The sequence below is a fragment of the Pseudoflavonifractor sp. MSJ-30 genome, assembly GCF_018918045.1.
GTDB lineage: Bacteria > Bacillota > Clostridia > Oscillospirales > Oscillospiraceae > Faecousia.
In genome coordinates this window covers 37986-61871 of sequence record NZ_JAHLPU010000006.1, presented here as the reverse complement: position 1 = coordinate 61871, position 23886 = coordinate 37986, and the positions used below count along the sequence as shown (strand labels likewise).

Below are 23886 nucleotides of genomic sequence, written 5' to 3'. Positions count from 1 at the left end.
CGTTTCTTAATACTTTTTGTAGCCAGTGCCGGGTGGCACTGGCTACTGTGCTGATAGGGGGAGTTTTCTAACAGCCCCGTTTTGTCTTATTTGCCTTGCACGAAATGAATTGCCTTGGTGGGGCACTTTTCCACGCACTTGCCGCAGGCCACGCACTTTTCGGGGTCTACGGTGGCGAGATTGTTTTCCAGCGTCACGGCGCCATGCTCGCACTGCTTGACGCAGATGCCGCAGCCGATACAGCCGGCCACGCAGACCTTCTTCACGGCGGGGCCGCGATCATGGTTGGAGCAGCTGACGGCAACCTTAGTTACCCGGTCGTGCATCTCAATGACGTGCTTGGGGCAGGCCTTGGCGCACAGGCCGCAGCCGATGCACTTGGCGGAATTCACATGGGCAATGCCGTTCTCCAGAGAGATGGCGCCCTCCGGGCAGGCTTTTACGCAGCTGCCCAGACCGATGCAGCCGTAATCGCAGGACATGAAGCCCAGACCGCCGGAGAGGACGGCGGCGCGGCAGTCCTGCAGGCCCACGTAGGCGCCCTTGGCCTTGGTGGCCTCGCAGGTTCCCGCGCAGCGGACATAGGCCACCTGAGGATCCTGGTCAATGGCTTCCTTGCCCAGAACAGCGGCGATTTTCGCGATATTCTCGGAGCTGTTGCCGGGGCAGGCATCCACACGGGCCTCGCCCTTGACAATGGCCTCCGCCACGGCGTCACAGCCGGCATAGCCGCAAGCGCCGCAGTTGGCGCCCCGCAGGCACTCCCTGACCTTGGTGACCCGCTCGTCGGTTTCTACATAGAATTTCTTGCTGGCAGTTACCAGAGCCAGGCCCAGAACCAGGCCCACAACGCCCACCACCAGCGTGGCGATCAAAATATCCGGCATTTCTCTTCCTCCTTAGGCCAGGCCGCTGAAGCCCATGAAGGCCATAGCCATCAAGGTCGCGCACAGCAGCACAATGGGTGCGCCCCGGAAGGGGGCAGGAATGGCTTCCTCGTCCAGATGTTCCCGGACGGAGGCCAGCAGCACGATGGCAATGGTATAGCCCACGGCGGTGCCGAAGCCGGCGAAGATGCTCTGCATCAGGTTATAGCCGTTCTGCACATTGGTCAGGGCCACGCCCAGCACGGCGCAGTTGGTGGTAATCAGGGGCAGGTAAATGCCCAGAGACTGGTAGACCGCGTGGGCGTTCTTCTTCAGGAACATCTCCACCATCTGCACCAGAGCGGCAATGACCAGGATAAAGACGATGGTTTTCAGATAATCCAGGCCCAGGGGCAGCAGCACATGATCATACAGCAGGCTTGCCACGGCGGAGGACACGGTCAGAACGGCGGTAACGGCCAGGCCCAGAGAAAGGGACGCCTTTTTCTGGGAGGACACGCCCAGGAAGGAGCAGATGCCCAGAAACTGGCTCAGGACCACGTTGTTGACCAGAGCCGTGGTGACAATGATCGTAATCAGGCTCATACCTTAGCCCTCCTTTTTGTCGCAGGCAGAGGAGCAGCTGGCGCAGCAGCCGTCGCAGCCCTCCGTCATCTTGTTAGCCCGGTTCTTGATACCTACGGCGTTCATAATGGCGATCAGCACAGCCAGCACCAGGAAAGCGCCGGGGGCCCGGACGAAGAAAGCCATGGGTTCATACCCGGGGATGGAAATGCCGAAGATGGAGCCATTGCCCAGCAGCTCCCGGATGGCGCCGATGATGGTCAGGCCGATGGTGAAGCCCAGGCCCATGCCGATGCCGTCAAACAGGCTCGGCAGAGGGGGATTCTTGGAGGCATAGGCCTCGGCGCGGCCCAGAATGATGCAGTTGACCACGATCAGGGGAATGTAAATGCCCAGAGCGCCGTAGAGGCTCTGCATATAGGCCTCCATCAGCAGCTCCACCACGGTGACGAAGGAGGCGACCACCACGATAAAGGCGGGCAGCCGGACCTCGTCGGGGATGATCTTCCGCAGCAGGGAAATAACCAGATTGGAAATTGCCAGAACCACCAGAGAGGACAGGCCCATGCCCACACCGTTGATGGCAGAGGTTGTAACGGCCAGAGTGGGGCACATGCCCAGCATCAGCACAAATACCGGGTTCTCCTTCACGATGCCGTTGTAAAGACGTTCTACACAGGGTTTCATGGTATCCCTCCTTAACCCATCACACCGGACACGAAGTCCAGCGCGGCATTGACGGCGTTGACCACAGCGCCGGAGGTGACGGACGCGCCGGAGACGGAGTCGATCTCGTTGTCCGCAGTGGAGCCGCCGGCCTTGTTCAGAATGAACTTGTCGACCTTCACGTTATTGAACTGATCCTTAAACGCGGGCTCATCGCACTTCATGCCCATGCCGGCGGTTTCGTGCAGCTCGGTGAAGGAAATGCTGTTGACGGTGCCGTCCGCCCGAATGCCGACCACCAGAGTCAGACCGCTGTCGTAGCTGTCGGAGTTGAAGACGGTAACGGCGTAGCCCACAACGTTGCCGGAGGCGTCCACGCCAACGGCCGCGCTCTGAATCTTCGCGCCGCCGAAAGACGGGTTGTAGGAATCGCCCTGATCGTCCAGTCTGGCCTGCAGGGTCGCGTCGGTGGTAAAGTCCGCAGCCTCGGGCAGAACCTGCATGAGGGCAGCCTTGTTGGCGGCAGCCTTGTTCTCCTCAATGGTATCCTTGGTCATGACATACACGCCGGACAGGGCCAGGCCCGCGATCAGGGTGATGACCAGCAGGATAATAACGGGCTTGGGAATGGCCTTCTTCCGCTCCTTGGGGATGCGGTAGCCGAAGGGAGTGGGGATGATCAGGTCGTCAATAATGGGTCCGAACAGGTCCGCCAGCAGGATGGCGTAGGTGGTGGAGTCCGCGGAAGCGCCCTTCACCCGGAACAGGCCGATGAGCAGACCGGCGAAAATGCCGAAGACGATCTGGCCGTCTCTGGTAGAGGGGCAGGACACGGGGTCGGTGGCCATAAAGAAGGCCGCCATCAGCAGGCCGCCGCCCAGAAGCTGGGGCAGGATGTAGGCGGGGTCAAAGCCATACCCGCCGAAAATCACCAGGAACAGCCAGGTGGTGGCGATCATGGAGGTGGGAATCTCCCAGGTAATGCCGCCCCGGAGCAGCAGATAGATGCCGCCCAGAAGCAGAGCCAGCGCGGAGGAGCCGATAACGCCGCTGGCGTTGCCCAGCAGAATGGGCAGCAGCTCGATGGTCTGGCCCTGGGCCAGCAGCGCCAGGGGGGTTGCCGCGGACACGCCGTCCACGGAGTAGACCGTCATCATGCTGCCGAAGGAGATCAGCAGGAAGCTGCGGCCCGTCAGAGCGGGGTTCATAATATTGTGGCCCAGACCGCCGAAGAGGCACTTGACCACCAGAATGGCAAATACGGAGCCCAGCACAGGCAGGTACAGGGGCACCTGGGCGGGCAGGGTCAGGGCCAGCAGCAAACCCGTTACCATGGCACTGCGGTCATAGATGGTCTGCTTCCGCTTGGTGACCACATTGAACAGGTACTCCGTCGCCACGGCGCTGGCCATGGACAGGGCAATGACCAGGAACGCCTGGAAGCCATGGAACAGCACGCCCAGAATGGCCGTGGGCAGCAGGGCGATGAGCACATCGGTCATGACCACCTGCGTGGTCAGCTTGCTGCGGACGTGGGGGCAGGAGGAAATATTATAAAGGTTATCCATCGCGCAACCCTCCTTATCGTTTCTTCATGGCCATGATCTCGGCCTTGGTGGTCTTGAACAGCTGCATCAGCGGCCGCTTGGCGGGGCAGCCATAGGTGCAGCAGCCGCAGCCGATACAATCCAGACCATAGAGCTTGTGCTCATAGCGGTCGTAGTCCTTGCGGATGGCCGCCACCTGCATCAGCTGGGGAGACAGGCCCAGAGGGCAGGCACGGCTGCACCGTCCGCAGCGCAGGCAGGCGGTCATTTCGCTCTCGGCGATCTCCACCTCGTCCACGGTCAGGCAGGTCAGGGCGTTGTTGTTCTTGCAGATGGGGGCCTCCAGGCCGGTCATGGCGAAGCCCATCATGGGGCCGCCGCTGAGGACCTTCTTCGGCTCCTGCTCAAAGCCGCCGCAGGCGTCCACCAGCTCCTGATGGCTGGTGCCGATCTTTACCCAGAAGTTGCCCGGGTTCCGGACGGCGTCGCCGGACACGGTAAAGCCACGCTCCATCAGGGGCTCGTTGAACTTCACCGCCCGGTAAATGGCGTAGACGGTACCCACGTTGTCCACCACGCAGCCCGCGTCGGCGGGCAGCATACCCAGCTTCAGATGCTTCTGGGTAATGACGGTGATCAGAGAGCGCTCGCCGCCCTGGGGGTACTTGGTAAGCACGGGCTGGACATAGACCCGGTCATGGCCCTGGCATGCCTTTTCCATGGCGGCAATGGCCTCGGGCTTGTTGTTCTCAATGACCACCACACCCCTGGCGTTGGGGAACAGCCGCAGCATATACTCCAGGCCCTCCACGATCTCGGCAGACCGGGTGCGCATGAGCTGATCGTCACAGGTGATGTAGGGCTCGCACTCGGCGCCGTTGGCAATGACGTAGTCGATCTTCTCCGGGGCCTTGACGGTGAGCTTTACATGGGTGGGGAAGCCCGCGCCGCCCATACCCACGATACCGGCCTTCTGGATCTTTGCCAGAAGCTCCTGATTGCTCAGATTCGCCGTATCGCTCTCTACACCCACGCCCTCGGCCAGGGTGTATTCTCCATCGTTCTCCACAACAATTGCCATGGCGGAACCGCCGGAGGCGTTTTTTCTGGGCTCCACCGCCTTGACCGTGCCGGACACAGAGCTGACGATGTTGGCGGACACAAAGCCGCCTGCCTCCGCGATCAATTGACCCGCCAGAACATGGTCGCCCTTCTTCACCACCGGGGAAGCGGGCTTGCCGATGTGCTGATTGGTCATATAGACCAGTTCACCCTTTGGGAGCAGCGGCGTCAGGGGGCTTTCCTTGGAAAGCTCCTTATGCTCCGCAGGATGGACACCGCCATGGAATGTTTTGATTTCCATGTGTACCTCTCCTTATCGAATTCAGATTTTCCCGCGGGCAGAATACCCCCGGGAAAGATTGCCCTACTATTGTAATTTATCCGACCGCAAGAATCAACCTTTGCGCTTTTATTCCGTTGCCAATGCAACGAACTTTTTCGTATATTTTGCATACTTCATCCAAATCGTTCCAGTTTTATTGATACATCTTGCACGAAAAGGAAGTGGTTTCCAAAAATAAGCGCAATATGCCCCCTGCCCAGAAACCAGGCAGGGGGCACTCTGTGTTACCGGTTATACAGCTTCTTGTAGTAGGCGCTGGAATAGGTATACAGTTCATCGTTCGCGATGGCAGACTGCTCGGGGGTGCCCATGATCCAGCACATGACGCGGCCCCTGGCACCGAAGCGGTCTACGAAGTCCCGGGTCTGCTGGCGAATCTGGGCCTCTGTGGCCTCAGGGGCAATGGGCATATCAAAGGCAAAGGTCATCCGATCGCCGTAGGTCTCCACCAGGAAGTCCGGCTCGTTGATGCCCACCTGAGGCGTCCACATATCGATGCCCAGCTCGATCATTTCCGGCACATACTGGATGTTCTTGCCGCAGGAATGGAGCTCAATGTATTTTCCCTGGCTCTTGATGTAGTCCATAATTCGCCTGGTTGCGGGCATGATCTGCTCCCGGAACATCTCGTTGGAGAAGAAACCGCCCCGCTGGGTGCCCCAGTCGTCATGGTACAGCACGCCGTCCACAACGCCGTAGTTTTCAAAGACCTTCCGGCAGACCTCAATCTTATAGTCCGCCATCTTCTGGAAAAACTCCTCCAGAAGCTCCGGCTCCTCGTAGAAGGCGAGCAGGGATTCGTCAAAGGGCATCATCTCATGGAGCCGCTCAAAAACGCCCTCGGTGCATTCAAAAATATGGGCGCGGTCCGGATCCAGACGGCTTTGCAGCTTTTTGCCGTCGGCCGCAAAGTCCACGCAGGAGAGGTCCGGCCACTCCACCTCGTTTTTCCATTCGGCAAAATCGGAGATCACCCGGGTACCGGGCTTGGTAATCATGCCGCCGATGCCGGGCTCCATGTACCAATCCACACCCCACCAGTCAAAGCCGTTCTTCTCGGGAACGGGGTGCTCCTCCACGGCATCGGGCCAGACGATGTTCTTTTCCAGGAAATAGTTGGGCATCCAGTAGGGCTGCTCACCCCGGACGCAGCGCTCATAGTTCTCCCGGACACTGATCGGGCGGCCCGTAATCGGGGGCAGCGCCTGCTGAAACAGCCAGGGGAAGGACCCTTCCTCTGCCCAGAACCTGCTGTAATCCCGCTCCGCGGCCCGCTTCATAAATTGACCAACAGCCATTGTGAAAAACTCCTTTCCGTATTTGTGGTTCCCCCCACAATTGTTTGTGCCTCTATTGTACCGTTTCCACCGCGTTTGCGCTACGGACCCGGAATCCAAAAAGTCCGAATCGGCGGGGCCGTGTTTTTGTGACGTTGGAACATATGGTGTTTTCCGTACACATGTTCGCGGAACATAAATCTCCTGTCCACAGGCATCCCACCGGTTTTTCACAGAAGTTATCCACATTGTCCACAGGTTTCTCCACAGGCTATGCTGTGAAAAAGCCTGATTTTTCCCGGCTTTTTTGGGAAACTGTGAAAAAATCTCCACAGCTCTTTGAACAGCTGTGGAGATTTCCGGTTAACAGAACACTTTATTTTCCACTTTTACACATACAACAGCCTTGCCGCGAAAACCCGGCGGTCCTTGCCGTCTTCCGTGCGGTGGGCGTCCACCTGAACGGTGTTGTCGTCCCAGATGCCGTAGCGCAGGTCCAGAGTATCCCCCTCCTGGCACTCCTTCAGGTAGTCCACAAGGATTTCCCGCAGGGTATGGGTTCTGTGGAAGCCGGCGGAAAACAGATCGTCCACCCATTCCAGATACCGGGTATTGTTCATGTGCTGATTCCGGTCGATATCCGAATACCGGACCGTCCGCAGGCTGGAATGGCTGTGCTCCGCTTCCTTCAATCCCCTGGGGATCGCCAGCTCCGAGCCCCGGAGGATGCCGCTGAGCTGGATGCCGCTTTTCGCCACGGGCACCAGCTCCCGGGTATCCATGTCCATAATGACCCAGATGGAGGTGATGCTGAAGCACTCCCGGCCCTTTTCGTCATAGGCCACTACGCTTCTGGGGCAATAGGTGGATTTCTGGGGCATGGCCCAGGTCTCCACCCGGAGGGTCTCGCCGGACCGCGGCGTTCTGGTGATCTGCACGCTCTGCCGCACCACCGCCCAAAAGCGACGCTGCAGCGCCAAATCCTCGCTGCTCTTCCCCGCCTTCTCAAAATCGCCCCCCGCCACGTCCTGGGCGATAAACAGCATCTGGGCCGGGCGCAGGAAGCCATAGCAGTCTACCATATTGTCCTTGATCTCATAGCTTTTCGTAAATACAAGTTCCATAATGATGCCTCTTTTATTGTTGTTTCTCCGTCAGGGTCACGGTCACGTCCCCCTGACGGCCGCTGCGGTAAATGGTCAGCGTCATGGTATCGCCGGGGATATGGGCGTAGAGCAGGGAATCCAGATCCTCCATATCCGATACGGCGGTGCCGTCAACGGAAACGATGATGTCGCCGGACTGCAATCCCGCCGTCCCGGCAGGACTGCCGGACTGGACGGACGTGATATACACGCCCCGGGGAATCCGGTAAAAACGCTGGTAGAAGGTGGAGAAGCTCTCGCCCTCGATCCCCAGCCAGGGACGGCCGGATACATAGCCCTGAGTCAGCAGCTGGTTGACGATTTCCTGTACCGTGGCGCTGGGGATGGCGAAGCCCAGACCCTCCACGCCGGAGCTGTCCGCAAAGGCCCCGATCTTCATGGTGTTGATGCCGACAACCTGACCCATGCTGTTGATCAGCGGGCCGCCGGAGTTGCCGGAATTCAGGGCGGCGTTGGTTTGAATCAGATTCATGGTCCGGCCGTCCACCTGTACATCCCGGCTGATGGCGGAGACGATGCCGTCGGTCATGGTGCCCCGCAGCTCCACGCCCAGAGGATCGCCGATGGCGACTACGGAATCGCCTACCCGCAAAGTGTCGGAATCACCGAACTGGGCGGGGGTCAGGCCGTCCGCCGCGATATACAGCACCGCCAGATCGGACACCGGATCCTCACCGACCACGCTGGCCGTCAGTTCCCGCTCGTCCGTCAGCTTCACGTCAATGGACTGGGCCCGGCGGACCACATGGTAATTGGTGACCAGATAGCCCGCGTCGGAGACGATGACGCCGGTGCCCGCAGAGGTGCCGGAGGCCGTTTGGGAGGTGATGGACACCACGGAGGGAATGTTTTTCTCGTATATCTCCTGTAAGCTCAGGGCGCCCTCGGTTCTGGCCGCTCCCCGCTGGATGTCCATGGTGGCCCGCCGGGCAGGCTCCGCCGCCTGGGTCTCCGGGGGCTGGGTCTCCGGCGCCTCTGTGGCCTGCTCCTGAACGGCATAGGCCACGGTCAGCGCGTCCTCCTTCCGGTGGAGCTCCCGGAAGAGCCGGATATTCAGGATGCTCATGGCGGTGGTGATACCGCCCAGGAAGATCACCGTTACCAGCAGCAGGGCAATGACCGCCCTGTGGCTCTTTGGCGGCTGGGTAGACCCGGTGCCGTAAACACCGTCGTCCCACCCGCTGTCAAAGGGAAAGCCTCTGTCGTTCATTTGGATACCTCCTTACTAAGGCTTCCCCCGGGGGAAAGCTCAGGCTATCGAAGAACCATGTCATTGCGAGGCAGTGCGCACACTGCCGTGGCAATCCCCCGGATTTTCAAACATTTTAGTTCCTAAACCAGTAGTTTTTACGTTCAACTGGGGGATTCCCACACCAGTCTGAGGACTGGTTCAGAACGACATCCTATCCTTTGGACTTTTTTGACACGCTGAGTTCCCCTTTCAGGGGAGCCATTTTACAGCAGCCTTTTTAATTCACCAGCGGCATGGTGAAGGTAAATTCCGTCTTGCCGTCCCGGCTGGTGACGCTGATGTTTTCGCCGTGGGCGCAGACAATGGTCTTTACGATATACAGCCCCAGGCCCCAGCCATCCCGGTTCTTGGAGCGGCTCTTATCCAGCTTGTGGAACCGGTCAAAGACCAGCGGCAGCTCTTCCGGCGGGATGGTGTCGCCATCGTTGGAGACGGAGACATAGGCTTTCGCCCCGCCCTCCTTGATCTTCAGGCCCAGCGTCCCCCCCTCCGGGCAGAACTTCACGGCGTTGTCGATCAGGTTGTAGATGACCTGGGTGATATAGTCCTCGTTGGCGAAGGTGAACACCGGGTGGTCCGGCATATCCACCTGAACGTTGATATGCCGGTCGTCGATCTTCTTCTCGAAGGTCAGCAGCACCTGACTGCATGCGTCCTCCAGATCGAATTGAATCTTTTTCTCGTCCGGAATGCCCTCCTGGGTCTGGAGCTGAGAGATATCCAGCATACTGCGGACCAGCCGGCTGAGCCGCTTGGTCTCGTCGGAGACGATTTGCAGATAGTGGGGCCATTTTTCCTCGGGGATGGTCTTATCCAGCATACCGTCCACATAGCCGGAAATGGTGGTCATGGGGGTCTTCAGCTCATGGGACACATTGGCCACGAACTCCTGACGGCGGTACTCGCTCTTCTGGAGACTGGAGGCCATATTGTTGAAGGCCAGAGCCAGCTCCTCCACCTCCTCGGAATAGTTTTCCTCGATCTTCACCCGGGCTTCCAGCTCTCCGTGGCCGAAGGCGTTGGCCACTCTGGCCATTTCCTGCAGGGGCTTGCTCTCCCGGCGGGCAAAGAGGGACACCGCCAGCACCGAGGCCAGCACCACCAGAGTGGCAATGGTCAGGAAGATATTGGAGATCCTGGTCAGCACCGCGTTGACCCCCGCCAGAGGGGACGAGACAATCAGGATGCCCAGAGTCTTCCCCTCGTCGCTGAGAATGGGGCTTGCCACCAGAAAGCGCTCATCGTCATAAAGGCCCTTGATCAGGCCCGTGGCCCGGTCCAAACCCTGAGAAATGACCTTATTCAGGTAGTCCTGGTTTACATAAAGCCCCTTGTGCCTGCATTCCGCCAGATTGTCAGAACAGATGATGACCTTCCCCTGGGTGTTGCAGATCACCGTATCGGACCCGGAGACCTTGGCGGCCACATCCAGATTCATAAGGAACTCCCGGCTGCTCAGGCTGTTTTCATCCAGACAGGAGGTCGCCAGGTCGGCAATGATCTGGGCGTCCTGCTCCAGACTCTGAAAGGAGGTCTGGGTCAGGTAATCCTGCACCATCATCTGAAAGGACCCGCCCAGCACGGTCAGGGCCACCAGAAGGATCCCGGCGAACACGGAAAAGCTGCGTCCAAAAGAAGATTTCATAGGCAATCCATTCTCTTTCCCGCCGATGCAAAAAAAGAGCGGTCTTCCTCTTCCCCCGCTCGCTGCCCGGCTCTGTTTCCTGACAGAATTATAGCACCCAATATGGACGGATTCAAGCAAAGCACAAAAAATTTACAACTTTTCGGCGCTGTGCCAGACATAGCCGCCGGCAGCCTCTTCCGCGCGAAGGGTGCCGCCGTGAACCGGTTCCCCGCCCGGAACAGGCGGACGGAGCGTCCGGCTATGGAGAATTTGCGGTCATAGCGGAAAAGCATCCTTAAAGCCTCCGTTTATCCGCACGGCCGGAACATAAAATTCCATATTGATTTTTCTGTCCAAAGTGTTATAATCGGTATATACCGAAAAAGGGGGCGTATCCATGCCAAGGCCGCCGCGATGCCGTCGGATTTGCGGAATACCGAAGGTTGACACGTTCTGTCCAAGCGGGGACAGGCACGCTGAGCCGATCCTGCTGACGCTGGACGAATACGAGGTCATTCGACTGGTTGATCTGGAGCTGCAAACCCATGAGCAGTGCGCCGCTCAAATGGATATTTCCCGCTCCACAGTGCAGGAGATTTACGAAAGCGCGCGGCGCAAGATCGCGGCATGCCTTGTCCATGGGAAGCCGCTGCAAATCACAGGGGGAAACTACCGCGTCTGTGGAGGTCAGGAGGCAGCCAACTGTGGCCGCCGCTGTCGGAACCCAAAAGCAAATACAGAAAAATACAACAAACACGAAGGAGATTCCATGATGAAAATTGCGGTTACCTATGAGAACGGTCAAATTTTTCAGCATTTCGGACACACCGGGCAGTTCAAGATTTATGAAACCGCGGACGGCAAAGTCGTCCATGCGGAAGTCGTTGACACCAACGGCAGCGGTCACGGCGCGCTGGCAGGCTTCCTGACGCGGCAGGGCGTGGACACTTTGATTTGCGGCGGCATCGGCGGCGGCGCGCAGGCGGCACTGGCCGACGCGGGCATCAAGCTCTACGGCGGTGTCAGCGGGGAGGCTGACGCGGCAGTGAACGCGTTGCTCAGCGGGAATCTGGGCTACAATCCCAATGTTCACTGTGACCACCATGACCACGCGCACGGCGAAGCCGGCCACACCTGCGGTGACCACGGCTGCGGCAAGCATAGCTGCCATTGATAGGAAACGTGCGCTGACACACGACGGCTCAGAAAATACGGAAAAGCAGTTCTATCACACCATACGCGCGTGGTAGAACTGCTTCTTTTATTGAATTGCGGCATCAGACAGGTTTTGCAAAGCCTGTCCGATATCCGCATCCATGCAGATTGACCGCTGCTCGATTTCCTGCGGGCAAACCGCCTGCCCCTGATTGATACAGGCGTAGATCGCCTTCGGGTTCCTCACCGTCATCTGCCAGAAGGGGTACTTGATGATGACGGGGGTGTTGTGTTTATTGCACACCATTTTTCAGAGGCCGCCTGCCACTATTTGATTTTATTTCTTCGGCAGCTCATACCGGGTGGTGCGACTTCCACCGAACTGTCTGATTTGACCGTTATCCACCATTGCTTTCAAAACACGGCCAGCTGTGGACTGGCTGACATTCAACAGTGCCTGAGCTTCTTTACGGGTAATGACTTGATGTTCCGTTAAGAATTGCAGGATTTTTTCTTCGCCTGAATTCGAGGCCAAAGCAGCTGGTTTCTCAATTTCTTTGGGTGTTTCTGTTGCTTTTGGCGCAATATTCACATTAGGAAGAATGATTTTGAAAGCGTTGTTGGTTGTCGCGATCTTCGGCTGCACCGGTGTATCTGCATAAGCCCCCATGATTTTCTTCATGCCTGTGCCGTATGCCTCAATCAGCTGCAAGCGGTAAAAGACATTGGCAAGGTGCGGGTTTCTGCAAACAGAAACGCCCATCATCAAATCGTCCAGTTCCAAGCCGGGAAGCAGTCCGCCGATGGATACAAATTCAATCCGATCCTCGTAAATGCTGATCAAGGTGCTGGCTCGGAAAGAATAATCCCGGTGCACCAGCGAGTTCAGCAATGCCTCGCGGACGGCAACCTCCGGGTAGTCCCGAGTATCGATCCGCAGGAGCTTTTGGAAGGTTGCATGGGTCTGATTGTGGAAATCAATATAGTCGTAGACCTCATTGAGTTGCTGCATCAGGGAGCCGGAAAACTCCCGGCGATCCTTAAACACATTCTGATTGGTCCCTTCAAAAACAGCTGCCTTGATGGTATGGGGGCACTGTTCAGACAGGAGCAGCCCCAGATTTGTATAAACTCCGTCTGCGGAAACAAGTTTCAAGGTCTGCATTTGCGGCTGCCCGAAGGCAATATTCCGCTTTTCAAACTCCTTTTTTGTGGTCTCGAAGGTCAATGCCTGATTGATCGACCGCATATTCTCAAAGCTGTCCCCATCGGTTTCCTTGATCATCTGCCGAATGGCCGTATCCGTTGCCGGGACAGAAGAATAGCCCTGCCGCACATAGACGCCCTCGGGCCGCAGTCCTTTCTTTGCCAGATAATAAGGGCGGTTTGTGCCCCGCTGGATGTTGACGGCCACAACCGCTTTCCCCTCATAGTCCAGCGTTTCATAGTGAATAAACATGGTGACATCCGGTTTAACGGTATCCCGTACCATATTGGAGATCTGCAAGGCACATTCATCCGCATTCCCAACGCCCAGCACTGTACCATCGTCCGAAACACCCACATAGACGGTGCCACCGTCACAGTTTGCAAAGGCAATGATTTCCTTTTTGATGTCATCCATCACAATGGACTTTAACTCAACCGTTTCTGTTTCCTGGAATCTCATTCTACTCACCTCTTAACTCTATTCTGCCCATATTCTAACCATTCTAATCGTCATTGTCAACCGTTCTGGTTAGAATAATGAGGCGTAGGAGTAGCGGCACCATCAAAGACGCCAAGTGTCTTGAATCCTATATAATATTCGGGACACTCGATGCAAATCGTGGAAGTGAACGGATGCCAATGTAACGAATACTGTATGTTTTTCGTTACATTCCAGGGCGCATACCGTTTCTTCAGAGTTGTGTAAGAATCTCTCCGATATCCCCATCGATGCATATGCTGCGCGCGGCGATGTCATCGGGCGCGTAAGCGTCGCCGAGGTTTATGCAGGCGTAGATCGCCTTCGGGTTCCTCACCGTCATCTGCCAGAAGGGGTACTTGATGATGACGGGGGTATTGTACCCAACGCCCAACTCCAAAAAGAGCGTTTTTTGCCCCGCGCGGACACGGAGAAAATTCTCATACTGCTCCGCGGCCCGATGCCAGCCCTCGTCCTCCACAAATCTATCATCGCTGCGGAGGTTCATGGTCAGAGGTTTCCCACAGTGGGGGCAGACAGGAAGCAACTCTGTCGGGATTTTCATGTTCTCCTGCCGCTCCATCATCAGCCGAATGACAGCCTCGTTATCAAAGGTCTCCTGACAGCACGGCTCGCTGCACTGGAACAGGCCGTAATCGCCCTGCGTATAGAACAGCCGCTTCTTGTCAAAGCCCGCCTTCTGAAAGCAGTGGTCAACATTGGTCGTGATTACGAAATAGTCCTTGTCAGCCACCAGCTTCAGAAGGTCATCGTAGACCGGTTTGGGGGCATTCTGATAGCGGTTGATGTAGATATACCGGCTCCAATAGGCCCAGAACTCTTCCTGCGTGGGGAACGGATAGAAGCCGCCGCTGTACATATCCCGAATGCCGTACTTCTGAGCAAAGTCGGAGAAATGCTGCTCAAACCGTTCTCCGGCGTAGGTAAAGCCCGCCGCCGCAGACAGACCGGAACCGGCACCGATGACCACGGCATCACAGTCCTGTAATGCTGCTTTCAGCCGTTCAAGCTGCTCCGAGCAGCTTTTCGTAGATGGCTTTGTCCAAATCCTTGAAAACATTGAAAATCACCTTCTTGACACTGGTTTTTCTATTCATAAACTGTTTCACGGTTTCCACGGCGATTTGCGCCGCCTGCTCGTTGGGGAAGTGAAATTCTCCCGTGGAAATGCAGCAAAATGCCACGCTTTCTAAACTATTTTTTGCAGCCAGCTCCAAGCAGGAGCGGTAGCAGGAAGCAAGAAGTTCCTCGTCCTCTTTGGTCACACGCCCATCAATGATTGGGCCGACCGTATGCAGAACATATTTGCAGGGCAGATTGAACGCCGGGGTGATTTTCGCCTGTCCGGCAGGTTCCGGATGGCCCTGCTGTTCCATCAGTTCCTCACAGGCAAGCCGCAGTTCCACCCCCGCAAAGGTGTGAATGGCGTTATCAATGCAGCGGTGGTTGGGGTAATAGCAGCCGGTCATGCCGGAATTGGCGGCGTTGACAATGGCATCGCACTTGAGCGTGGTAATATCTCCCTGCCAGAGATACACCCCCGGTTGGATAGGTGTCAGGTTATCAATATCGGTAATGCCCTTTGCGGCGGTTTCCCCTTGCAGGTATTCGTCCTGCACTTGCAGAAACTCCGTGCCGATACGCGCCGGTCTGCGGACATTCATCAGACCCCGCAGCAAAATCTTCTGCCGTTCCGCGTCGGTCGGAATCATCTGCTTTTGACAGGAGGGGCGCTCGTTCAGCAGAGATTGTATGAGAAACAGTCTTTTTTCGCTCTGGTTCATGGTCAAACCCTCTTTTCAATCACCTGCTTGTGAAGTACGCACAATATTGTGGTATGGTTACCTCCGGGTAACGATCAGAACTTGCCGTTCTGATTCTGCCAGGTGGACTGGTCCGCGATGGTCTCCATCACATCCCAATTCTCGGCGATCTTGCCGTTCTCCACACGCCACAGGTCATAGTAGCTGGTGGGCGCGCCGCCGAAGGTGCCCTCGCTGACGGCAAGGACGAAGTTGCCCTGGGCCAGAACCATGTGGACTTCATCGTACACCATGGAAATGCCCTGCTCCGCCAGCGCGCCCAGCGCGGCGTTCAGACCGGACACGCCGTCGGCAATGCCGGTGTTGTGCTGGATGTAGGCATCCCCATCAAAATAGTCCGGAGTCTTGTCAAGGTCGTTGCCCTGCATGACGTCGTAGAGGAAATTCCTGACCAATTCCCGGTTTTCCTCGGTCTTGTCCAGATCCGTGACCTCCATCGTGCCGTCCGTCTGGGTATGACCGGAGGGATTCGGCTCTGCCAGGGCCGCCAGATTGTCCCAATGCTCAGCAATTTTACCGTTTTCGTCAAAGCGTAAGATGTCAAAGGCGACCTGCTCACCGGCACCGGCGAAATTGTACACCGTCTGCAAGAACACCTTGTCGCCGTCCTCGAAGGCGCGGATGTTGTTCACGGTGGTTTTCACATCGGCGGACGCGAGATATTCCACGGAGCCGATGAAGGCGTCCGCACCGGTGCCGTACGCCAGATTGTGCTGGATGTAACCATCCGCCAACAGGCTGCGGGCGGTGTCCGTATCGCCGGTGGCAAAGGTGTTGATGAGCGCCAGCGCCTTTTCGGTCTGGCTCTGTTCCTGCCGGACAGGCGCCGTCTGCTGGGTGGGTTCCGCGGATGTTTCAGGTGCAGCCGTTTTCGCGCCGCAGCCGGTGAGTGCCGTGCCGATCATGGCAAGAGCCATCGTGAGAGAAAGAACTTTTTTCATTTTGAGTAACCTCCTTGGTGATTGGGCTTGCTTTCGTTTGCCTCTGGCATTATAATAATACCGTAGCTCCAATTCGTAAAGTAAGCACAATATTGTGCTGTAGTTACCAAATAGAAACTAATGGATAGTTACCGGAAAGAAACGATTGCGCCGTTACCGGGTTTTTCGGCATATCGGCGCTTCCAAAAAAATTTCGGAGGGATTGAAATGATCGAAGCAAAAGCAAAAAATGAGCTTCCTGCCTGTCCCGTGGAGACCACGCTGACCCTCATCGGGGACAAGTGGAAGGTGCTGATCCTGCGGGACCTGATGCCGGGAACAAAGCGGTTCGGAGAGCTGAAGAAGTCCGTAGGCAATGTGTCTCAGAAGGTCCTGACCGCCCAGCTCCGGGCAATGGAGGAAAACGGACTGGTAAACCGCAAGGTCTACGCCGAAGTCCCGCCAAGGGTGGAGTATTCGCTGACGGAACTGGGCAAGAGCCTGAAGCCCATTCTGGACTCCATGTGGGCATGGGGCGAAGCATATAAGGCCAAACAGTAAAAAGAACGAAGCAGTACCTTTGCTCGCAGCCGCAAAGCAGATTATTACAGCGCGAATGATGCCCGGCAGCGGTTTTGCTTCATGTACAAAAACACTCCTCCCGGCATTATCAGATCGGATAATTCAGGTTGCTCCGCGCCTTTTTATCACGTGAAAAACACATACTGTTTGCCACCGAGAGATGAATTCAGATTTTGTGGAGGGAACTATGAAGAATACGGACCAAATGATCGGCTGCTGCGGCCTGGACTGCGAAAAATGCGAGGCCAGAATCGCAACGCTCACAAACGACAACGCCCTGCGCCAGACAACCGCCGCCCTGTGGACGAAGCTCAACGGGGTAACGATCCTGCCTGACATGATTAACTGCACCGGCTGCCGCATGGAGGGCGCCAAAACGCCCTTTTGCGACAAGCTCTGCCCCGTGCATAACTGCGTCCGGGAAAAGAAATTGGATACCTGTGCAGACTGCCCACAGATGGACGGGTGTCCGACACTGGGCCAAATCGCCGGGAACAGTCCGTCTGTTTTGGACAACCTGAAGCAGTTGAAGCAGAACAACGCCCTTACGATGACCGTAAACGATGCCGAATACACCGTCATCAAGCTCCTTGGGAAAGGAAAAGGGGGCTACTCCTATCTGGTGACAGACGGAACGGCGCAGTACGTCTTAAAGCAGATCCATCATGAACCCTGTGCATACTACACCTTTGGCGACAAACTGCAATCCGAACTGCGTGACTATGAAACGCTGCGGAATCTGGGCATCCCCATGCCCCGGCTTCTGGCGGTGGATGCCCCACAGGAGCGGATTTTGAAGGAATTCATTGCCGGGCCAACGGTGGCGGAGCGGCTCAAAGAGGGACAGCCGGACCCCGACTGGCTCAAACAGGTGCAGGCCATGTGCGGCCTTCTGTACCCGGCCGGACTGAACATCGACTACTATCCCACCAACTTCGTTCCGCGTGACGGAACGCTCTACTACATCGACTACGAGTGCAATGCCTATATGGAGGCGTGGGACTTTGAACACTGGGGCATTCAGCAGTGGAAGAAAAACGATTAGTCTGTTATTTCGATGCCAGGAAGAACGAGGCTCGTTCCGGAATTTCTGACGACTTGCATTTTCTTCTGTGCGCTTTACCGGTTTTTGGACTTTTGCGGATATATAAGCTGCTTTGCGGCTGCAAATCTTTTCCTGTCCATCCTGACCTACCTGTGGCTGCGGAAAAAAGGTGTTGCCCGCTTTTCGGCTCTTTGATAGAGAAATAGCAATTTATGAGAAAAACCATGAAACACCATAAAAAACGACGCCCACAATACCCGTATCCTGTTGATAAACCGGTTCGTAAGCGGTATAATCTGGTTGGACAGCCCTTTGGCGGCGATCCGGCGTCCAGACAGAAAAGATTTTATAAAAACAAGGAGTATTTTTTGAAACTTATCACTTTATTACCGGAGCGTGTGGCCTGACCGGGAGGTCTGGCAAATTCATTCACACGCCATTCCTCCCGGAGAACCGACCACACATCTTCTGGAGGATTTTCAATGAACCGCGAAAACAAACGCAAAACCTTTGAAAAAGGGTACTATAAGACCCACGCCTGTTCCGATACCTTTATCTGCAAGGTCTGCGGCAGACCTTGTGTGCCGGAAAACGCGGGCAGCGACCACCGCAACCACTGCCCCAACTGCCTTTCAAGCCTTCATGTGGACATCGAACCCGGCGACCGGGCCAGTGACTGCGGCGGCATCATGGAGCCCATCGCCGTCTGGGTACGCAAGGGCGGTGAATGGGCCATCATTCACCGCTGCAAGCGCTGCGGCGCCCTCAGCTCCAACCGGGTGGCCGCCGACGACAACCCCATGAAGCTTATGAGCATCGCAATGAAACCTCTTTCCGAGCCGCCGTTCCCGCTGGAGCGCATCGAGGAAATGACCGCACTTATGGGCGGCGACGGGCGGATCAAGTAAGCCGAAAAAGAAAAGCATCTGCTGTGATGGCAGATGCTTTTCTACGCAATTTTTGCGCATTTTGTTTTTGAAAACACGCAACCAATCCACGATTGCTATCCCTGATACCTTATTCTTTCAACCAGCGTTTCCTTTTTCAGATTACTGCTTAAAACACAGGAAAGGACAATTTGTAGAATACCAACCAGAAGAATCATAACAAGAATCGGAATAAGAGGAACGTGATAAACGTTCATTCCAAAAATCCCATTATGCTTCGCATAGGAAAACAGTGCATAGCCAAGGGGCAGACCGGCAGCAAGTGCGACGCAGATGGTGCCAACCGTAAAAATCAAGCCCTGTATTTGTAAGCACAGATTCAACTGCTTATTGGTCATGCCTACCGCTTGCAGCACACCGTATTCCTGCTTCTTCGTGATGATATTGATAATCATGGTGTTTGCCAGATTCATAAACCCGATGAGTCCTACAACCGCCATAAACAGACAACAGCCAAGCTTCATCATACGGCTTGCGTATTCTGCGGTTTGCAATTCTGCGTGATAGGTGTTCAGCTTGATATGAGAAGTATTAGAAATCAAAGTATTCAGACTCTGTTCCACAGATGCAACATCTTTTTTATCACAGTCCACCCACAGATAGCCATAGGCTGTTCCCCTCGGATTCATGGAACGGTATACACCTTCCGGAATGACAAGATAAGTGTCCGCGCTTACAAAGGATCCTGCGATCTTTCCCTGATAGGTATAGGTTCCGCTTCCGTTATCAAAGTTGAATGTAATCGGTGCACCCGCGGAATACCCGTCAGCTTCCATCCACTTGGACCAGCCAAAGAAAACATCCCCGTTTTGGACAGCCTGTGCATAGTCCATGGAACCGATATCGCCATCCCCGCGCATCATTTCAAAATCCTCTTGATTTACGATTGCAACCGGAAATTTTGTTCCGTTCAAATCTGCAGAGACGATTTCTCTCGTCAGTACATCCGTTACACCGGGGATGGATTTGATTTCTTTCATCAAAGAATCATTCAGTGGGTTGTTCTGTAGGATTGTGTCCAGATTATTCTCCGAATAGGCTTCATCATAATTCTGGGAATAATCCAGCTGCAGCTCAAATTGTCCATACAGGAGAAACTGAAGGATCTGCGAGTGGAACGGCATCTGACTTTGGAGCAGCTTGCGGAGGAAACCGGCATTTCGAAATCCGCCTTGGGCAAGTATGAATCCGACGATTTCAAGGACATCAGCCCCTTCAGCATCGTCACGCTGGCAAAATACTATGGCGTGTCCACGGACTATCTGCTGGGACTGACGGAAATAAAAAATCACCCAAACACAGACCTGCACGATCTGCATTTGAGTGATGAAATGATTGATCTTCTGAAAAGCGGAAAGCTCAACAACCGGCTGCTGTCTGAGCTGGCTCTGCACAAGGACTTCCAGCGGTTCTTGGTGGACATTGAGATATTTGTGGATCGCATTGCCGATATGCGGATCAACGACATGAACGCCATTCTGGAAGTCAACCGAAAGCAAATCATGGAAAAGCACAATCCAGGGGAGAACGATTTATATGTTCGCACCCTGGAGCTGGCGCAGGTCAGCGAGGAAAACTACTTTGCTCAGGTGGTTCACAGGGACATTGACGGTATCATGCGGGACATTCGGGAAGCCCATAGAAAGGATACCACCACTGCCGATACCTCTTCTCCTGTTGCCGAAATTCAAAAGCAGATGGAAACCGCTTTGCACTACGAGGGAACTGAGGAAGAAAAGAAAGCCCGGCTGTTCCTGGCAACTCTTGGCATTGACTATGACAAGCTGACCCCGGAGGAATTTGTCACACAGATCAATATTCTGAAAAAATCCGAACACCTGAAAAGTCCCAATAACCTGAGAGGGAAAACTGTGCCGTATCAGGTGCATGGAAAAGGGAATCGAAAGAAGCGGAAGTAATCCACTTTCCCCAATATCGTTATGTCAGAAAACGAAAAAACCACTCCAATCCCGGGATGATTCCAAAAGCAATCCGGGATAAGGGCGGCGTGTTTCACGACACCCATTGCTTTGGAAACGCCATCAGGATCCTGGTATTTATCACCTGCTCCCTATTGCGGGTGCGGGCAATCTGCGCTACAATAGCAAAAATGGATTTTTCAGGGAGATGCCCATGAACTGTTTGACACTGACAGCGGCGGGGCTGGAACAGCTGCCGCTGATTCGGAACCTCTATTGGAAGCTGCTTGACAGCTCTGAAGAATATGCCGGGATTCTTCAATGGAAAAAGGAAATCTATCCCGCGGATGAGGATTGGATTCGCTACATTCAAAAGGGGGAAATGTTTCTTCTGTGGGATGCCGCCGCGCTGATTGGCGCGGTAGCACTGACGGAAACCCAACCGGATGCCTACCGGGAGGGAAGCTGGTCTGTACCTTCATCGGAAGGGGAGGTTCTGGTGATTCACCTTCTTGCCATCCATCCGGATCATCAGGGGCGGGGCTATGCCAGGGCGGCGCTGGACGCGATTGGGGCATTTGCCCGGGCAAGGGGGAAGCGGACGCTTCGTCTGGATGCCATCGCCACCAACAAACCCGCCCAGAAGCTGTATGAAGCCTATGGCTTTCATCACTGCGGCACAAGGCGGCTGTATTACGAAAGCACCGGCTTGACAGACTTCCTCTTTTACGACTATCCGCTAAAATAGGGACCCGGCGCAGCATCGCCGGGTCCTTTTTATGGTTCCTGTGACTCCCTGCGGTACTGGCTGGGGGTCTGAGAAAACACCGCCTTGAACTTCCGGCAGAAATAACCCACATTCTCGAAGCCGGTCTGCTCCGCGATGGCACTGACGCTACCGCGGGTAGTGGTCAGCAGCTTCGCCGCCTGCTTCAGACGATAGCTGATCAGATAGTCGATGGGCGATGTGTGCAGATACTGCCGGAACAGCTTCATGGCACTGCTTTTGCTGATGGATACCTCCCCGGCAAGTTCCTCCAGAGTCACCTTGCCTGCATAGTGGGTGTGGACATACTGCATCATCCTTTGAAGCTGGGCCTGGGCGCGGAGACCACGGTCTTCCGGGTTGCCTTCTGTGCGTACCCGACTGCCGATTGCTTCCCACAGCGCCATCAGAAGCCGGACCGTGCGAAACTCGCTGGGGCTGCTCTGCTCCTGATGGGCAATCACCTCTCGCAGACAATCCAGCACCGCCCCGTCTTCGAAGGTTTCCGGGGAGAAAACCTGAATATCCACCCCGGAAGCAGTGGATCACCTGGGTGTTGAGAAAGGCGGCGGTTCCGGCGCTCAGCCGGTAGCTGCCGCTGCCAGCCAGTACGGTGGCGGTTCCCTCCAGAACATAGATGACCTCCACCTCCGGGTGCCAGTGCCAATCCACGCAGTGAAAATCAAATTCCCAGATGTCCTCCACATAGTAGCCCAGGGGAAACTCCGGGTTTCCGTGGTGGGCAACCTCCTTCATGGTCTCGTCCGTAAGAATCTTCGGATATGAGGTCAGATGTGCCATGGCTTCCTCCAAAATGTGAGATTGTGTAAGATTAATCCCAGATTCTGCATTGTGTAACGCGTGTAGAAATCATATAATTCCATTACATTCTAGTTCACATCGGGAGGAAAGTCAATATGAAACGCTCCTACAAACGCACTCTGACCGCCTGCTATCTGGGGTTTGTCACCCAGGCCATTTCCGCCAACTTCGCGCCGCTACTGTACCTGACCTTTCACCGCAGCTATGGGATTCCCCTGGGGCGCATCGCCATGATCTCCACGGTGTTTTTCCTGACCCAGCTTGTGGTGGATATTCTGTGCGCCCGATATGTGGATCGGATTGGCTACCGCAAATGTATTCTGGCTTCCTGTCTTTGTTCGGCAGGGGGACTGATGGGACTTGCGGTCTTGCCGGAGCTTCTGGGCAGTCCCTTCTGGGGGATTTTGCTGAGCGCGGTGGTGTATGCTGTTGGCAGCGGACTGATTGAGGTCCTGTGCAGTCCCATCGTGGAAGCCTGTCCCTTCCAGCGAAAGGAAGCGGTGATGAGCCTGCTGCATTCCTTCTACTGCTGGGGAAGCGTGGGGGTGGTGATTGCGTCCACCGCGTTCTTCCGTGTCTTCGGCATTGAGAATTGGAAGCTGCTTGCCTGCCTCTGGGCGCTGGTACCCCTTTTCAACATCTATAATTTTGCCACCTGCCCCATCGAACCGCCGGTAAAAGAGGGACATAGTATGTCCATCGGGAGCCTGCTTCGAGTCCCAGTGTTCTGGACGGCGATTGTGCTGATGGTCTGCGCCGGAGCCAGTGAGCTTGCCATGGCGCAGTGGGCATCGGCATATACCGAATCTGCCATCGGTTTTTCCAAGGCGGCAGGCGACCTTGCCGGACCCTGTCTCTTTGCCGCCGCCATGGGCATCAGCCGGATGCTCTACGGAAAATTCGGTCACCGGATGAATCTGATGCAGTTTATGTACTGCTCCGGGGCGCTGTGCCTGATCTGCCATCTGCTGGCAGCTCTGTCCCGGCTTCCCTTCGTGGGCTTGACCGGCTGCATTCTGTGCGGTTTTTCCGTGGGGATTCTATGGCCGGGAACCATCAGCATCTCTTCTGCCAGACTGCCCCGGGGCGGAACCGCCATGTTCGCTCTGCTTGCCATGGCTGGGGATTTGGGCGGGGCGCTGGGTCCCTGGCTGGTGGGAACCGTGTCGGAGCTGACAGACAATAGCCTGCAAAAAGGGCTGCTGGCAGGTAGCGTGTTTCCCCTGTGCCTGATTCTCTCCCTTGGGGTCATGGTGATTCTGGCAGAGCAGCAAAGCAGGGTATCCCAAGCGTCCTGACAGCGAAAGAGGATCATGATAACAACCGCTACCGATGTGTATTGACAATCAATTCACGCTTCATACTCCCGGGGCGCAGGCAGCTTCGTCTTTTCGCTGCTTGCGCCCCCCTTTTTTAATATTCCCCAAATGCGATCACAGATCGTTGGGAGAGATAAATGGGAAGCTGTGCCGTATCAGGTGCATGGGAAAGGGAACCGAAAGAAGCGGAAGCAATCCACTCTCCCCAATATCGTTATGTCAAAAGACGAAAAAAACACTCCAATCCCGGGATGATTCCAAAAGCAATCCGGGATAAGGGCGGCGTGTTTTACGACATCCTTGCTTTCCGAAATTGAACTCACCAACCTGATCAAAATCAATGCTCCCTTATGGGACTTCGGCCAATGTGCACTCAAATCCGGAGCAATGTGGGAATAAAAAATCGCCGCCGCGGCCTACCTTTACCAGGCAGACAGCGACAGCAAATTCGGCGAGATTCAGTTTGACTGTGGGAGCAAAAGCAGCAGA

General features: G+C 55.6%; 24 protein-coding genes and 2 pseudogenes. 9 read left to right on the top strand and 17 right to left on the bottom strand.

Annotated elements, in window-relative coordinates; all coding sequences use genetic code 11:
• Nucleotides 1–86 precede the first annotated feature (86 nt).
• The 9 genes from KQI10_RS11860 to KQI10_RS00500 form a co-directional block, all read right to left on the bottom strand.
• Nucleotides 87–887: an RnfABCDGE type electron transport complex subunit B gene (locus KQI10_RS11860; protein ID WP_216565402.1), complete on the bottom strand. Its 801-nt coding sequence runs from the start codon at nucleotides 885–887 to the stop codon at nucleotides 87–89.
• Nucleotides 888–899: 12 nt separating this feature from the next.
• Complete coding sequence (locus tag KQI10_RS00535; RefSeq protein WP_216565401.1) at nucleotides 900–1472, bottom strand: electron transport complex protein RnfA; 573 nt, start codon at nucleotides 1470–1472, stop codon at nucleotides 900–902.
• A 3-nt stretch (nucleotides 1473–1475) separates the two neighbouring features.
• A complete protein-coding gene (gene rsxE / locus KQI10_RS00530) occupies nucleotides 1476–2138 on the bottom strand; it encodes an electron transport complex subunit RsxE (protein WP_216565400.1) in 663 nt (220 codons plus the stop codon).
• 11 nt (nucleotides 2139–2149) lie between these two features.
• Entirely contained in the window at nucleotides 2150–3685 is a 1536-nt protein-coding gene (locus KQI10_RS00525) for an RnfABCDGE type electron transport complex subunit D (RefSeq protein WP_216565399.1), read from the bottom strand.
• Nucleotides 3686–3698: 13 nt separating this feature from the next.
• On the bottom strand, nucleotides 3699–5027 hold the full coding sequence (rsxC, locus tag KQI10_RS00520) for an electron transport complex subunit RsxC (RefSeq protein WP_216565398.1): 1329 nt from the start codon (nucleotides 5025–5027) through the stop codon (nucleotides 3699–3701).
• A 266-nt stretch (nucleotides 5028–5293) separates the two neighbouring features.
• Nucleotides 5294–6367 carry a uroporphyrinogen decarboxylase family protein gene (locus KQI10_RS00515; protein ID WP_216565397.1) on the bottom strand — a complete coding sequence of 358 codons (1074 nt, stop codon included), beginning with the start codon at nucleotides 6365–6367 and terminating at the stop codon, nucleotides 5294–5296.
• Between the two features lie 368 nt (nucleotides 6368–6735).
• On the bottom strand, nucleotides 6736–7470 hold the full coding sequence (locus KQI10_RS00510) for an acyl-[acyl-carrier-protein] thioesterase (RefSeq protein WP_216565396.1): 735 nt from the start codon (nucleotides 7468–7470) through the stop codon (nucleotides 6736–6738).
• Nucleotides 7471–7483: 13 nt separating this feature from the next.
• Nucleotides 7484–8722, bottom strand: a complete 1239-nt coding sequence (locus KQI10_RS00505) for a S1C family serine protease (RefSeq protein WP_216565395.1) — start codon at nucleotides 8720–8722, stop codon at nucleotides 7484–7486.
• Nucleotides 8723–8981: 259 nt separating this feature from the next.
• A complete protein-coding gene (locus KQI10_RS00500) occupies nucleotides 8982–10409 on the bottom strand; it encodes a cell wall metabolism sensor histidine kinase WalK (protein ID WP_216565394.1) in 1428 nt (475 codons plus the stop codon).
• Nucleotides 10410–10788: 379 nt separating this feature from the next.
• Between KQI10_RS00500 and KQI10_RS00495 the strand changes: the two genes are divergently transcribed.
• On the top strand, nucleotides 10789–11565 hold the full coding sequence (locus tag KQI10_RS00495) for a DUF134 domain-containing protein (RefSeq protein ID WP_216565393.1): 777 nt from the start codon (nucleotides 10789–10791) through the stop codon (nucleotides 11563–11565).
• 87 nt (nucleotides 11566–11652) lie between these two features.
• Here the strand turns inward: KQI10_RS00495 and KQI10_RS00490 are convergent, their stop codons facing one another.
• The 5 genes from KQI10_RS00490 to KQI10_RS00470 all read right to left on the bottom strand — a co-directional run bounded on the left by KQI10_RS00490 (nucleotide 11653) and on the right by KQI10_RS00470 (nucleotide 16018).
• Complete coding sequence (locus KQI10_RS00490) at nucleotides 11653–11853, bottom strand: hypothetical protein (protein ID WP_371818338.1); 201 nt, start codon at nucleotides 11851–11853, stop codon at nucleotides 11653–11655.
• 30 nt (nucleotides 11854–11883) lie between these two features.
• Nucleotides 11884–13215, bottom strand: coding sequence for an RNA-binding domain-containing protein (locus KQI10_RS00485; RefSeq protein ID WP_216565392.1), 1332 nt, complete (start codon nucleotides 13213–13215; stop codon nucleotides 11884–11886).
• Nucleotides 13216–13447: 232 nt separating this feature from the next.
• On the bottom strand, nucleotides 13448–14314 hold the full coding sequence (locus KQI10_RS00480; protein ID WP_216565391.1) for a Sir2 silent information regulator family NAD-dependent deacetylase: 867 nt from the start codon (nucleotides 14312–14314) through the stop codon (nucleotides 13448–13450).
• Nucleotides 14259–15038, bottom strand: a complete 780-nt coding sequence (locus tag KQI10_RS00475) for a protein-ADP-ribose hydrolase (RefSeq protein WP_216565390.1) — start codon at nucleotides 15036–15038, stop codon at nucleotides 14259–14261. Before KQI10_RS00475 ends, KQI10_RS00480 begins: the two co-directional genes overlap by 56 nt.
• A gap of 74 nt (nucleotides 15039–15112) precedes the next feature.
• Nucleotides 15113–16018, bottom strand: a complete 906-nt coding sequence (locus KQI10_RS00470; protein WP_253285009.1) for a nuclear transport factor 2 family protein — start codon at nucleotides 16016–16018, stop codon at nucleotides 15113–15115.
• A gap of 207 nt (nucleotides 16019–16225) precedes the next feature.
• Here KQI10_RS00470 and KQI10_RS00465 point away from each other — a divergent pair, with 207 nt between their 5' ends.
• From KQI10_RS00465 to KQI10_RS00445, 4 genes are all read left to right on the top strand, one after another.
• The gene (locus tag KQI10_RS00465; RefSeq protein WP_216565389.1) at nucleotides 16226–16558 is read left to right on the top strand and encodes a helix-turn-helix domain-containing protein; all 333 of its coding nucleotides are present in this window, start codon (nucleotides 16226–16228) and stop codon (nucleotides 16556–16558) included.
• A gap of 208 nt (nucleotides 16559–16766) precedes the next feature.
• The gene (locus KQI10_RS11900) at nucleotides 16767–17624 is read left to right on the top strand and encodes a DUF3795 domain-containing protein (RefSeq protein WP_371818337.1); all 858 of its coding nucleotides are present in this window, start codon (nucleotides 16767–16769) and stop codon (nucleotides 17622–17624) included.
• Nucleotides 17625–17836: 212 nt separating this feature from the next.
• A complete protein-coding gene (locus tag KQI10_RS00450; protein ID WP_216565388.1) occupies nucleotides 17837–18031 on the top strand; it encodes a hypothetical protein in 195 nt (64 codons plus the stop codon).
• A gap of 75 nt (nucleotides 18032–18106) precedes the next feature.
• Entirely contained in the window at nucleotides 18107–18532 is a 426-nt protein-coding gene (locus KQI10_RS00445; RefSeq protein WP_216565387.1) for an RNHCP domain-containing protein, read from the top strand.
• A 95-nt stretch (nucleotides 18533–18627) separates the two neighbouring features.
• On the opposite strand, the pseudogene KQI10_RS00440 reads toward KQI10_RS00445, so the two are convergent.
• Nucleotides 18628–19659 (bottom strand): annotated as a pseudogene (locus KQI10_RS00440) (ABC transporter permease); the annotation flags it as partial.
• Here KQI10_RS00440 and KQI10_RS00435 point away from each other — a divergent pair.
• Both KQI10_RS00435 and KQI10_RS00430 read left to right on the top strand, forming a co-directional pair.
• On the top strand, nucleotides 19639–20490 hold the full coding sequence (locus tag KQI10_RS00435; protein ID WP_216565404.1) for a helix-turn-helix domain-containing protein: 852 nt from the start codon (nucleotides 19639–19641) through the stop codon (nucleotides 20488–20490). The pseudogene KQI10_RS00440 and the gene KQI10_RS00435 overlap by 21 nt on opposite strands.
• 214 nt (nucleotides 20491–20704) lie before the next feature.
• Nucleotides 20705–21238: an N-acetyltransferase gene (locus KQI10_RS00430; RefSeq protein WP_216565385.1), complete on the top strand. Its 534-nt coding sequence runs from the start codon at nucleotides 20705–20707 to the stop codon at nucleotides 21236–21238.
• 29 nt (nucleotides 21239–21267) lie between these two features.
• Here KQI10_RS00430 and KQI10_RS11895 read toward each other — a convergent pair whose 3' ends face one another.
• Nucleotides 21268–21786 carry a helix-turn-helix transcriptional regulator gene (locus KQI10_RS11895; protein WP_371818336.1) on the bottom strand — a complete coding sequence of 173 codons (519 nt, stop codon included), beginning with the start codon at nucleotides 21784–21786 and terminating at the stop codon, nucleotides 21268–21270.
• A 61-nt stretch (nucleotides 21787–21847) separates the two neighbouring features.
• Nucleotides 21848–22012: pseudogene (locus KQI10_RS11890) on the bottom strand (AraC family transcriptional regulator); the annotation flags it as partial.
• A gap of 161 nt (nucleotides 22013–22173) precedes the next feature.
• Between KQI10_RS11890 and KQI10_RS00420 the strand changes: the two are divergent.
• Nucleotides 22174–23376 carry a sugar MFS transporter gene (locus tag KQI10_RS00420; RefSeq protein ID WP_216565384.1) on the top strand — a complete coding sequence of 401 codons (1203 nt, stop codon included), beginning with the start codon at nucleotides 22174–22176 and terminating at the stop codon, nucleotides 23374–23376.
• A 158-nt stretch (nucleotides 23377–23534) separates the two neighbouring features.
• Complete coding sequence (locus KQI10_RS00415; RefSeq protein WP_216565383.1) at nucleotides 23535–23714, top strand: hypothetical protein; 180 nt, start codon at nucleotides 23535–23537, stop codon at nucleotides 23712–23714.
• Nucleotides 23715–23886: the final 172 nt, after the last annotated feature.